The organism is Pseudomonas sp. MWU13-2100, from assembly GCF_023242365.1.
In the GTDB taxonomy this organism is placed as follows: domain Bacteria; phylum Pseudomonadota; class Gammaproteobacteria; order Pseudomonadales; family Pseudomonadaceae; genus Aquipseudomonas.
Map to the genome: position 1 here is coordinate 1 of NZ_JALLIX010000004.1, position 12,431 is coordinate 12,431.

Annotated in this window: 10 protein-coding genes and 1 pseudogene; 3 read left to right on the forward strand and 8 right to left on the reverse strand. The window is 61.6% G+C overall.

The genetic code is table 11. The features are described 5' to 3' along the window. Positions 1 to 367, forward strand: a pseudogene (locus tag M5B99_RS04185) (carbon starvation protein A); the annotation flags it as partial. 158 nt (positions 368 to 525) lie between these two features. Then, positions 526 to 1,335: a DeoR/GlpR family DNA-binding transcription regulator gene (locus tag M5B99_RS04190; protein WP_248802787.1), complete on the forward strand. Its 810-nt coding sequence runs from the start codon at positions 526 to 528 to the stop codon at positions 1,333 to 1,335. Here M5B99_RS04190 and otnI read toward each other — a convergent pair. From otnI to M5B99_RS04225, 7 genes are all read right to left on the reverse strand, one after another. Continuing rightward, positions 1,332 to 2,114 carry a 2-oxo-tetronate isomerase gene (gene otnI, locus M5B99_RS04195; RefSeq protein ID WP_248802788.1) on the reverse strand — a complete coding sequence of 261 codons (783 nt, stop codon included), beginning with the start codon at positions 2,112 to 2,114 and terminating at the stop codon, positions 1,332 to 1,334. The two genes, M5B99_RS04190 and otnI, sit on opposite strands and share 4 nt — an antisense overlap. 21 nt (positions 2,115 to 2,135) lie before the next feature. Further along, positions 2,136 to 3,596 carry an SLC13 family permease gene (locus M5B99_RS04200; protein WP_248802789.1) on the reverse strand — a complete coding sequence of 487 codons (1,461 nt, stop codon included), beginning with the start codon at positions 3,594 to 3,596 and terminating at the stop codon, positions 2,136 to 2,138. A gap of 192 nt (positions 3,597 to 3,788) precedes the next feature. Beyond that, positions 3,789 to 4,427: an aldolase gene (locus tag M5B99_RS04205; RefSeq protein ID WP_248802790.1), complete on the reverse strand. Its 639-nt coding sequence runs from the start codon at positions 4,425 to 4,427 to the stop codon at positions 3,789 to 3,791. Then, the gene (gene otnK, locus M5B99_RS04210) at positions 4,424 to 5,713 is read right to left on the reverse strand and encodes a 3-oxo-tetronate kinase (protein ID WP_248802791.1); all 1,290 of its coding nucleotides are present in this window, start codon (positions 5,711 to 5,713) and stop codon (positions 4,424 to 4,426) included. The genes M5B99_RS04205 and otnK overlap by 4 nt, the downstream gene beginning before the upstream one ends. Before the next feature lie 10 nt (positions 5,714 to 5,723). Continuing rightward, positions 5,724 to 6,629 carry an L-threonate dehydrogenase gene (gene ltnD / locus M5B99_RS04215; RefSeq protein WP_248802792.1) on the reverse strand — a complete coding sequence of 302 codons (906 nt, stop codon included), beginning with the start codon at positions 6,627 to 6,629 and terminating at the stop codon, positions 5,724 to 5,726. A gap of 136 nt (positions 6,630 to 6,765) precedes the next feature. After that, positions 6,766 to 8,385: a methyl-accepting chemotaxis protein gene (locus M5B99_RS04220; RefSeq protein ID WP_248802793.1), complete on the reverse strand. Its 1,620-nt coding sequence runs from the start codon at positions 8,383 to 8,385 to the stop codon at positions 6,766 to 6,768. 94 nt (positions 8,386 to 8,479) lie between these two features. After that, positions 8,480 to 8,920, reverse strand: a complete 441-nt coding sequence (locus tag M5B99_RS04225) for a CBS domain-containing protein (protein WP_248802794.1) — start codon at positions 8,918 to 8,920, stop codon at positions 8,480 to 8,482. A 695-nt stretch (positions 8,921 to 9,615) separates the two neighbouring features. Here M5B99_RS04225 and M5B99_RS04230 point away from each other — a divergent pair. Then, entirely contained in the window at positions 9,616 to 11,988 is a 2,373-nt protein-coding gene (locus M5B99_RS04230) for a putative bifunctional diguanylate cyclase/phosphodiesterase (RefSeq protein ID WP_248802795.1), read from the forward strand. Positions 11,989 to 11,993: 5 nt separating this feature from the next. Here the strand turns inward: M5B99_RS04230 and M5B99_RS04235 are convergent, their stop codons facing one another. Further along, positions 11,994 to 12,428, reverse strand: coding sequence for a phosphate ABC transporter substrate-binding protein (locus tag M5B99_RS04235; protein WP_248802796.1), 435 nt, complete (start codon positions 12,426 to 12,428; stop codon positions 11,994 to 11,996). Positions 12,429 to 12,431 lie beyond the last annotated feature (3 nt).

A 12,431-nucleotide genomic window follows, 5' to 3' on the forward strand; every position in this document is an offset into this window, starting at 1 on the left:
GCTGATCAAGATGAAGCGCCAGCGCTATATCTGGGTGACCTTGCTGCCCGCCGCCTGGTTGCTGATTTGTACCACCAGCGCCGGTTTCATCAAGCTGTTCGACGCCAACCCGGCCATCGGTTTCCTCGCCCTGGCGAAGAAATACAGCGTAGCGCTGGACGCCGGTCAGGTGATCGCCCCGGCCAAGGACATCACCCAGATGCAGCACGTGATCTTCAATGCCTATACCAACGCTACGTTGACCGCGCTGTTCCTGTTCGTGGTCTTCAGCATCCTGTTCTATGCCATCAAGGTCGGTGTCGCCGCCTGGAGCAGCAAGGAACGTACGGATAAGGAGTCGCCGTTCCAGGCTATTCCCGAGGCGTAATCAAGGTTTGTCCCGGTAGATAAAAAAGAATGCCCCGTATCGAAAGATACGGGGCATTCTTCGTTAGAGAACCGCAACAACTCGTTCCTTTGGCGCAGATTCGCTACTATGGATGCCCCGCTTTTCTTGTCGGCGGTTTTCTTCATTGTGGAGCCCGAATGCCTAGCCAAAAGGACATCGCCGCCGAAAGCGGCGCACCGATGATTCCTGAACAGCGCCGTGAATTGATGCTGCGCCAGTTGCGCAAGCACCAGGTGCTGAGCGTTCATCAGTTGATGGAAATGTTCGAGTGCTCGCACATGACGGTGCGCCGCGACATTGCCTTGCTGGAGCAGGAAGGTCGCGCCTACTCGGTCACTGGTGGCGTACGAATCGCCAGCCAGCTGCACAGTGAGCCCAGCCATCAGCTCAAGGCCGTGGTCGAGTTGCCGCAGAAACAGGCCATGGCGAAACTCGCCGCCCGGCTGCTGCATGCCGATATGACCATCTACCTGGATGCGGGCACCAGTACGCTGGAGATCGTACCCTACGTCAAGGCGCTCTGCGGCATGACCGTGGTGACCAACGATTTCGGTATTGTCCAGGCCTTGATGGACGCGCCCCAGGTCACGGTCATCCATACCGGGGGACAGCTGGATCACTCCAACCATTCCTGCGTTGGCGGCCTGGCGGTCGCCACCTTGCGCCAGATGGTCACCGATATCGCCTTTATCTCCACCAGTTCCTGGGATTTGCGGCGCGGCCTGACCACGCCTTCGGCGCTGAAGGTCGAGGTCAAGCAAGTGGCGATGCAATCGGCCGCGCAAACGGTGCTGGTGGCCAGCAGTTCGAAGTATGGCACCTTCAGCATGTACCGGATCGCCGGCCTAGAGCAGTTCGACATCATTCTCAGCGACGACGCGCTGACCGCCGCCGCGGCCGACGGCATCCGCAAGCAAGGCGTGGAACTGCTGTTGCCTTGCGCCTAGCGCGCCTTCCAGTCCCGCAGCCACTGCAAGCCCGCCGAGGTGTCAGCCTTCGGCCGGTACTCGCAGCCGACCCAGCCGTCATACCCCAACTGGTCGACCAACTCGAACAGATAGGGATAGTTGAGCTCTCCCAGGTCCGGCTCATGGCGGTCCGGCACACCCGCAATCTGGATATGACCGATACCCTCGAAGTCCCGGCGCAATTTGCTGGCCAGGTCGCCTTCGACGATCTGGCAGTGATAACAATCGAACTGCACCTTCAGGTTGCGGGCGCCAACTTCCTTGCGGATGGCCTGGGCCTGATCCTGGCGATTGAGGAAGAAACCCGGCATGTCACGGGTATTGATCGGTTCCAGCAGCACCGTGACCCCGACCTTGGCGGCCTCGGTGGTCGCGTACGCGAGGTTTTCCAGGTAGATGCCGTGATGCCGGGCCCGGTCGCTCTCCGAAGGCAGCAGGCCGGCCATGACGTGAATGCGTGAATTGCCCAGCACCGCGGCATACTCCAGGGCACGGTCAAAGCCGCCACGAAACTCACGCTCGCGCCCCGGCAGCGACACGGTGCCGCGCTCGCCCGCCGCCCAGTCACCGGGCGGCGCGTTGAACAGCGCCTGCACCAGGCCGTTGTCGCTCAAGCGCTGCTTGAGCTCTTGCGCGCTGTAGTCGTAGGGAAACAGGTACTCCACCGCCTCGAAACCGTCGGCGGACGCCGCGGCGAAGCGTTCCAGAAACCCGTATTGCGGGTAAAGCATGCTGAGGTTCGCAGCAAAACGAGGCATGGTAGCTCCCAGGATAAAGGCTCAGACAAACGGCCAGATCAACAAGGTAATACAGAAACCCAGCATGCCGAGCAAGGTGGTCAGCAGCGTCCAGGTGCGCAGGCCATCGGCGACATTCAGCCCGGCCAGCTTGGTGAAGATCCAGTAGCCGGCATCGTTGATATGGGACATGGCCAACCCGCCACCACCCATCGCCAGGCACAGCAGGGCCATATGGTTCGGCGTGAGGTTGAGGGTCGCGATCAACGGGCTGATGATACCGGCGGTGGTTACCAGCGCCACGGTGGTCGAGCCCTGTACCGCGCGCAACAGCAAGGTCAGCAGAAAGCCCAGGGCAAGCACTGGCAGTCCGGTGCTGCGCAACATATCGGAGACCACCGCACCAATGCCGGTGTCCACCAGGACCTTGCCGAAGACCCCACCGGCCCCGGCAATCAGGATCACCATCGCCACTCCGGGCAAAGCCGAACCGATCACATCGGACACTTGGCTCCGGCTCCAGCCCCGCCGCGAACCGAGTAACCAGGCACACAGCAGGGTGTCGAGCAGCAGCGCTACCAGCGGCGCGCCGAGTACGGTCATGATGCTGCGTAGGGTCGAATCGGCGGGCAATAACGAGGTGGCCAGGGTGCCCAGCAAAATCAGCAGGATCGGCAGCAGGATCAGGCCGACAATCAGTCCAAAACCCGGCGGCGGTGCCGGCGGCAACTTGGCGACGAGGTTGCTGGTGGACTCTTCCAGGCCCATGTGCGACACGGCAACGGCAGCTTGCACAGTGCCGCTGTCGTTGCCATTGGCCCAGGCGGCCAAGTCTTCGTTGGTGACATGCGGGCCGTAGACCTCGGCACGGATATCATCGGTCATCGGGTACACCCGACGGGTCATGTGCCCGGCCACGCGGTAGCCGACATAGCACAGCAGCGCAGTGATCGGCAGGCCGAACATCAGCACACGCCCGAGGTCGGCGCCCAACTGGCCGGCAGCGGCCACCGCACCCGGATGTGGTGGCAGGAACGCGTGCACGGTCAAGAGCGCCGCGCACATCGGCAGCGCGAACACCAACAGCGGTTTGCGCGCACTGCGAGCGACACCATAGGCCAACGGCATCAGGATGATCACGCCGACCTCGAAGAACACCGGCACCCCGACCATAAAGCCGGCAATCGTCAACGCCAGGGGGGTGCGCCGGTTGCCGAAACGGCTGATCAGCGTCTTGGCCAGGGCCTCGGCACCACCGGAGAGCTCGATGATCCGCCCGATCATCGCCCCCAGGGCGATGATGATCGCGATATGCCCCAGGGTCTTGCCCATCCCGCCTTCAATGGTAGCCACCAGCTCGGCCGGCTTCACCCCGGCCACCAACGCCACCAGAATGCTCACCAGCATCAAGGCGACAAAGGGCTGGAACTTGTACTTGAGCACCAGGAACAACAATAGCGCGATGCCCGCTCCGGCGGTCACCATCAGGATTAACGGGCTCATTTGCGCAACCCTCCGCGTTGGGTGCACGCAGCGCGTGCGCCACTGGATCTGAAGTTGCCGCCGTGAAGGTCAAACATGCTTGGATTTCCTGTTGTTATTGTTTTTTTGGCAAGCCGGGGCCATCAGGAGTCGCTGCGCGTCTCCCGGACAGGGCCTGCGTTATCGATCTGTTGTCGGGCTAAAAACCGCGTTCTACCAATGCGCGCCGAAGGTCTCGCGCAGCTCGTCCAGCGCCGCCTGATCGAGCGGCTCGGGCCTGGGATTGCTCATCAGCCAGAGCCGCGCGGTTTCCTCGAGTTCTTCCAGGGCATAGCTGGCCTTGGACACCGAAGTCTCCCAGACCACCGGGCCCAGCCGTTCAAGCATCACGCCGCGCACGCGGTTGGCCAGTTGCGCGACCTGTTCGGCCACTTTCGGCGAGCCGGGGCGCTGATAACCGATCAACGGGATATGTCCGACCTTCATGACCTGATATGGCGTCAGCGGCGGCAGAATGTCGTCCGTTTGCCAGACGCCCGCCAGGGTCAAGGCGACCAGATGGGTGGAATGGGTGTGAACCACACCGCCAACACTGGGGTTACGGTCATAGACCTGGCGATGCAGCGCCAGGGTCTTCGAGGGTTTGTCCCCGGACAGCCATTCACCGGCCAGGTTGACCTTGGCAATCATCGCCCGGTCGAGGCGACCAAGGCAGACGTCAGTCGGCGTGATCAACCAACCATCGTCCAGCCGCGCACTGATATTGCCCGCGCTGCCAACGGTATAACCGCGCGCGTAAAGGCTGCGGCCGACCTCGCAGATTTCGTCACGCAAGGCGTTTTCATGAGTCATTGCGCCTCTCCAGTCCGAGCAAGCTGCTTCAAGGCCTTGTAGAAGAAGTCGCGTCCGCCGAAGTTGCCCGACTTGAGGGCCAACGCCAGCGGTTCAGCGGTGCTGCTGACCGTCGCCGGCACCCCGGGATCGATCTGCGCGCCGATGCGCAGCAGCTGCACGCCCAAGGCTTGCACCACCGCGCCCGAGGTTTCGCCACCGGCAATCACGAAGCGCCGCACACCGCTCTGGAGCAGCCCATCGGCGATTTCACCAAAAGCGTTTTCCACCAGGCTACCGGCCCGTTCGCCCCCCAGTTGCTGTTGCACCACCTTGACCTCTTCCGCTGAACAGGTGGCATAGATCAAAACGGTTTCCTTGTGCGCACGGGCGAACGCCAAAGCTTGCGCAACTACCGGCGCACCGGCGGCCAAGGCCAGTGGGTCGATACGCAGGGCCGGCCGCGCGGCTTCGAGCCAGGCCGCTACTTGTCCGTTGGTCGCCAGCGAAGCGCTACCGGCCAGTACCACTTCGCCGCCCGGAACCGGCGTCAATTGCGCCGCATCAAGGTTGCGCAACTTTCCTGTGCGACGGAAGTTTTCCGGCAAGCCCAAGGCCAACCCGGAACCGCCGGTCAGCAATGGCAGGTCGGCGCAAGCCGTGCCCAAGGTGTACAAATCTTCGTTCGACACGGCATCGGCAATGGCGATGCCAACACCTTGCGCACGTAATTCGCTGATGCGCGCACGAACCTGTTCGGCGCCCCGGGCAATACTGTCATAGCGCAGCAGGCCGACATTCAGGCCGGTCTGCGCTTGCAGCACCCGCACCAGGTTGGCATCGCTCATCGGCGTCAGCGGGTGATGCTGCATACCCGACTCGTTGAGAAGTTGATCCTGAACGAACAAGTGGCCGCGAAAGATCGTCCGGCCATTTTCCGGAAACGCCGGGCACGCCAGGGTGAAGTCGCTGCCCAACGCCGCCAGCAGAGCTTCGCTGACCTGGCCGATATTGCCGACCGCCGTGGAGTCGAACGTCGAACAGTACTTGAAAAAGATCTGCTCGCAGCCCTGTTCGCGTAGCCAGGCCAGCGCCGCGAGGCTCTCCCCGACCGCCTCGGCGGCCGGTGTGGTGCGTGACTTCAAGGCAATCACGATCGCATCGGCATCGATCCCGGCGGCGACTTCGCGACTCGGGATACCGATGCTCTGAACAGTGCGCATACCGCCACGCACCAGCATATTGGCAAGGTCGGTGGCCCCGGTGAAATCGTCGGCGATGCAGCCCAGCAATGGTCGGTTATTCATTGTGCGCTCCTCAAACCGGCACGGTCCTGGCCGTGGGCAGCTGGATGCCCGGGAAAATCTTGATCACCGCCGAGTCGTCCTCGCGGCCGAAGCCGGCGCTGGAGGCCTGCATGAACATCTGGTGGGCGGTCGCCGACAGCGGCAGCGGGAATTTGCTGGCCCGCGCGGTATCCAGTACCAGCCCCAGGTCCTTGACGAAAATATCCACCGCGGACAACGGCGTGTAGTCGGCCTTGAGAATGTGCGGCACGCGGTTTTCGAACATCCAGGAGTTACCGGCGCTGTGGGTGATCACTTCGTAAAGCGCGTCGGCATCGACCCCCTCGCGTAAACCGAGGGCCATGGCTTCGGCAGAGGCCGCGATATGCACCCCGGCCAGCAGTTGGTTGATGATCTTGACCTTCGAACCCAGGCCATGGGCATCCCCCAGGCGATAGACCTTGCCGGCCATGCCCGCCAGGATCGCCTCGGCCTTGGCGTAAGCCGCCAGCGGGCCCGAAGTCATCATGGTCATCTCGCCGGCGGCGGCCTTGGCCGCGCCACCGGAGATGGGGGCATCCAGATACAGCAATCCTTTCTCGGCCAGGCGTTGGCCAAGATCCACCGCATAGGTCGGGGCCACGGTGGCGCAGCCGATGACCAGGCTGCCAGGACGCAGCGCCGCTACGGCGCCCCCTTCGCCAAACAGGACGATCTCGGTCTGCTCGGCATTCACCACGACCGTAATGAGCACATCACACTCACCGGCCATGTGCGCGGGCGACGAACAAGCCACTCCACCCTCGCCGGCAAACTGTTGCGTTACCGCCGCCCGCACATCGCAGGCATGCACATTGAAACCGCTGCGCAACAGCGAGCGGGCAATGCCCAGCCCCATCGCGCCCAGACCGACTACACCGACATTTTTGTTATTCATGGGAGGACTCCATCAGGTTGAGCGGATATTCCCCCAATGATCAGAATATGTGAAGCTGTTTTTCAAAATAACATTTTTTAACATCGCGACAGAACTTCACCCCACAGGCAAAGCTCCGCCGCCCGCGCCCGCTTGTTCAGGTTCTGAAACACGCGACTGTCTTGTGCAGGGCACCGGCCATCTGCGCCAACTCCAGACCGGCGGTATGAGTCTGCCGGGCGCCTTGCGAGACCTGCTCGGACAGATTACGAATCCCCACCAGATTGCGATCCACCTCGCGAGCCACCAAGGCCTGCTCTTCCGTGGCGCTGGCGATCATCAGGTTGCGCTCGTTGATCTGCGAGATCGACCGAGTGATTTCTTCCAGTGCCTCACCGGAGCGTTGCGCGACTTCCAGGGTGGCCTGCACCAACTGGCGGCTGCTGTGCATGGCATTTACCGCCTGCCCGGTGTCCTGGCGCACATTGCCGATCATCTGCTCGATCTCCCGGGTCGAGACCTGGGTGCGATGGGCCAGCGCCCGCACCTCATCGGCAACCACCGCAAAGCCACGGCCGGCCTCACCGGCACGGGCCGCTTCAATCGCCGCGTTGAGGGCCAGCAGATTGGTTTGCTCGGCAATACTGCGAATCACGTCCAGCACCGTGCTGATATCCTGCACGCGCCCGGCCAATTGCTGGATACGCTGGGAGGTATCGGTCATGCCGTCCGCCAGCGTGCCGATCGAGGCCACCGTTTCCTGCACCTGTTCACGGCCGCGCCGGGCGGTTTGCTCGGAGATCCGTGATGCCTCGCTGGTACTGACCGCATTGCGCGCGACTTCATCGACCGCCGCGGTCATTTGATTGACCGCCGCCGCGGCCTGCTCGATCTCCTGGCCCTGCAACTGCAAACTGTTGCGGGTCTGGTGGCTGACCACGCCCATCTGTTCTGACGAACTGGCGACGCTATCGACCGACGCGGCAATGTGCTTGACCATCGCATTCAGGCTTTGCTGCATCCGATGCATGTTCATCATCATGCTGCCCTCGGTACTGGCCTGCACGGGCACCTGGATCGTCAGATCGCCTTGGGCGATTTGACTCAAGACTTGCGCGGCCATATCGGGCTCCCCCCCCAAGGGCCGGGTGACGCTGCGCGTGACGATGACCGCCGCGGCAGTGACCGAGACCAGGCAGAGTACAAACAAACCGAGCATGTTCCGGCGCGCATCGCTGTACAGTTCGCCGGCCGAACGTTCACGATCGATAAAGATCTGCCCTTGCAGCGCCATCAAGGCATCCAGGCTTTGATAAACCTGCTGTTCGGCGGGAATGACTTGCTGTTTCAACTGGGTCATCGCCGCCTCGGGAGCGCCTTGCTTGATCAACACCTGCACCTGGGTGAACGCGGCGACATAAGCCTCGCGATTCTTTTTCAGGTTGGCATAGGCGACCTTGCCTGCTGGCGTATCGAGCAATGGCTCAAGGACTTCAAAAGCCTGGCTGATGCGTTTTCTGGTGCTATCGATGGACTGCTGTGCTTGCTGGTTGTCTTTGTCGAGCAGCAGATCCCGGGTGTTCCTGCCATTGTCCCGTACCCCCGTGGCAATCACCATGATCGGGGCGATCTTCGGCCAGTCCTGCTTGACGATCACCATCGACTGGTCCTTGAGCGTTGCCAGATCGTGCAACGCGTACAACACCAGGCCCGTCAGTAGCAACGGGGCAATTGCAAAGCCGATGACAATACGTTGTGCCGTGCTTAGCTTGGCCATATCAAATGTTCTCCGATTAATACCTGCCCGCCGGGCAGCACATTTGAAAACTTCGTGCCCCAGAAACCTTCGATCCGTTTGCTCCAGGATCGCTTCAATGTCCGCGAATGTAGTGCTCCAGCTGCCGGATCAGGTCGGCCTGCTCGGCGATGGCCTCCTTGACCAGATCACCGATCGACAACAGGCCAATCAATTGCCCGCCGTCCATTACCGGCAGATGGCGCAGATGACTGTCGGTCATCACCGCCATGCAGCGCTCGATGCTCTGCTGACTGTCGGCCGTCACCACGGGCGCGCTCATGATGTCCCTGACCGCTGTCCCCACCGAAGACCGCCCCTGTAGAACGACCTTGCGCGCATAGTCCCGCTCGCTGATCACCCCGATCACCTGCCCCGCCTCAATGACGGGTAGAGCGCCGACGTTCTTTTCGGCCATCAGCTTCAGCGCTTCGAGCACCATCTGGTCGGGCGCGATGCTATGCACCTGCTGGTTTTGCACGATCTTGAGCTTCAGCAGCTGTGCGGCGGTTTTCATAGGAGACTCCGATACTGTTCACGATTAAAAAGGCAAAAAAAAACGCCTGAAACCTTGCGGTTCCAGGCGCCTTTGCCTGTTCTTATGCTATGCGTGTTGAAAATTGCCCTGGCCTATTTGGCCAATCGATCGTCGTTGACCGAGGAAGCTGTTCGCGGAAATACATTCCCGGTGAACCTGGAGCGAGCCTTGCAGCCTTTGTGCCAGTCGACGGCACAAAACGCTAAGGCGAATTGCCGGGAAAATCAATCGGGATTGCCATGGCTGAGCGCCTCCGACTGGTGCAAAGGTCGACTGCTGGCGCTTTATAAAAGTGCGGAGATCCGCTGCGTGACCCATCCGGCATATCGAAGCCGGGCGGGGGATCCCGCCGCTGCAGGCGCTACCCAGCGAATTGCTCGGCACTTGCCTGATAGCCATCGACTTGAGCGACGACTGAGCGCGGCGCACCTTGTTTGTCGCGGTCAGGGATGCGGTGCAACCGGCCCCGGAGGCAGCCAAGTTGTTTGAGTATCTGAGTAGCATGCGCGACTGAGGAACAGGCGATGTGCGTCTGTAGTCTATAGTTCCTAGCGGATCAGTTGATAATCTCTTTCGCTCGGACGCTACAAGGAGCATCGATTCCCCCTCCTCGCGCCCTGATCCCGTCGGATACCCGCTAGCCTAGAGTGTTGGTACAACGCAGGGAGCACTGCATGTCGATCCAACGGACAAACGGACTGAGGTCGGCTCCCGGTAGCGCAACGCCCGTAGACACCCCTTCCAAGCCCCGCAACAACCTCTTTCGGCGAGCGCTGGAGCCGATCAAGGAAGCCTACATCTTATTCCCGCTACTGGCCGCCCTGCTGGTGCTGGCCATCTGGTCGGCCAGCCTCTATCTGATCAAGCTGGAACAGACCCGGGCGCAACGCGGCGCCGCCACCGCCAGCCTGGAGATCAGCGCCACCTACGAAGCGCAGATGTTGCGCGCCGTTCGTGAAATTGACCAAACCCTCAAGCTGGTCAAATACACCTATGAAACCGAGGGTGAGCGTAATCCACTGCCCAGGCTCAAGGAACGAGCCTTGTTGCCGCCGGCCCTGTTGTTTGACGTCAGTGTGGTCAACCCGGATGGTGAGCCCGTGGCGAGCACGCGCGCCAACGAGGCGGGAACTATCACCGAACCGGATGAACAGCAGACGCTGCGGCACAACGATACGCTGTTGATCAGTCGCCCCTGGAAAAACCCCTTGACGGGAGAGTGGCGGCTGCGCTTCAGCCGGCGACTCAACGCGGCGAACGGCACGTTCTCGGGCATTGCCCGGGTCGAGGTCGATGCGGCTTACTTCGTCAGCAGTTATGACGACTCGAAACTCGGCGACCGCGGCGTGCTCGGACTCCTGGGCACCGATGGCATCTTCCGGGTACGACGCAGCGGGGAGTCGGTGCTGGCCGGCGACGCCGTCGACTACGCGACACTGGCCCCCAACACCGAGGACACCCAAGCGCGGCTCTCTACCAATGCCTGGGATGGCGTACGGCGCTATACCAGCGTACGCCAGCTCTATGACTTTCCCCTGGCGGTGATTGTCGGACTGTCCGCCGAAGAACGCCTGGCCGCCGTGACCCGGCAAGCGCAGACCTACCTGTGGCGGGCCGCCGCCGGCAGTCTGCTGCTGGTGCTCCTGGCCGGCCTGCTGAGCCGTATGAACTGGCAGCTGGCGCAAAGTCGCTTGCGCGCCGCCGAAGACAAAGTGGCCTATGCCGAGCGCGTCGAGTACCTCGCCTATCACGACGGTCTCACGGCGCTGCCCAATCGCAGTCTGTTCAGCAAACTGTTGAGCCAGAACATCAGTGAAGCGCGCCGTTATCATCGACAACTGGCGGTGCTGTTCCTGGACCTCGACCGCTTCAAATACATCAATGACACGTTGGGCCACCATGCCGGTGACCAACTGCTGCAGGAAGTCGCGATCCGTCTCAAGGCCTGCCTTCGCGCCAGCGATACCGTCGCCCGCCTGGGTGGTGACGAATTCGTGGTCTTGCTGCCGGAACTGTCCGAGGCCAAGTATGTGGCGAACACCGCGCAGAAAATCCTCTCCGCCATTGCCAAACCCTTCAACCTTCAGGGGCGCGAGTACCGGGTGACCGCCAGCATCGGCATCAGCCTCTATGCGCAGGACGGCCTGGACGAACAGACGCTGACCAAACATGCCGATATCGCCATGTATCAGGCCAAGCAACAGGGTAAGAACAACTTCCAGTTCTACTCCGAGAAACTCAACGCCGAGTCGCTGGAACGGTTGACCCTGGAACTGGGCTTGCGCCACGCCTTGGAACGTCACGAGTTCCGCCTCCACTATCAGGCCAAGCGCGATATCCGCAGTGGTCGGATTACCGGCATGGAAGCGCTGTTGCGTTGGGAACACCCGGACCTTGGGCTGATAGCTCCCATGCAATTTATCCCCGTCGCCGAGGAAACCGGCTTGATCATCCCCATCGGCAAATGGGTACTGAGAACCGCCTGCCTGCAGAACATCGCCTGGCAACAGCAGGGGCTGCCGCATCTGGGGATCGCCGTGAACCTGACAGCCCGTCAGTTTGTCGATGACAATCTACTCACCGACCTCGCCGCGATACTGACCGAAACCGGCATGGAAGCCGGCTTGCTGGAACTGGAAATTGCCGAGAGCCTGCTCATGCAGGATGTCAAACGAGCGCTGCGGGTGTTGAACGGGCTTAAAAAGCTGAAGGTCCGGATCGCCATCGATGATTTCGGAATTGGCTACTCTTCGCTCTCGGCGCTCAAGCAGTTCCCACTCGACTCGATCAAGATCGATCGTTCGTTTATCCGTGACGTCACCAGCGTGGAGGAAGACAAGGCCCTGACCGAGGCCATTATCGCGATGGGGCGAACCCTCAGTCTGACGGTGGTCGCTCAAGGGGTGGAAACCCGCGAGCAGGCCGATTTCCTGCGTGACAACGCCTGCGACGAATTCCAGGGTTTCTACTTCAACAAGCCGGTGCCCGCCGATCAGTTCGGGGAATTGCTCCAGGCGCAGGCGGCCAACAAGGCGCCCGGCAGGTAACGTCATCATGGGGCGGGAGGCAGCACCCGGACGCTCGCATCCACTTCACCGGCCTCGATATAACCGATGCTGTCGGGATTCCCGGCAATACGCTTTTTCACTTCCGCGCTATTGGAAAGCGCTTCCGGCGGCTGGCCCCGGCCGGTAAAAATGATTTTCGACCAGTGTGCCTTGAGCTGCGCCGCCGACTTGCCGGTGAAGGTGCTATAGAACTCATCACGGACCGCGGAACCTTCCGCCTGGTCGATTGGAATGGCCGGCTTGCCGCTGGGAAAACGATTGCTCTTGCCCAGGAAGATGTCCGCTACCTGATTGCGCGTCAACGCCTGCACCGGGCCGGCGGCGGAGACAACCACCACCACCTCGGCCATGGCGAGCGTGCTGCACAGACACAGGACGCCCCCTGCCACCGTGCAACCGGCACGTTTGAGAAATCCCATGAT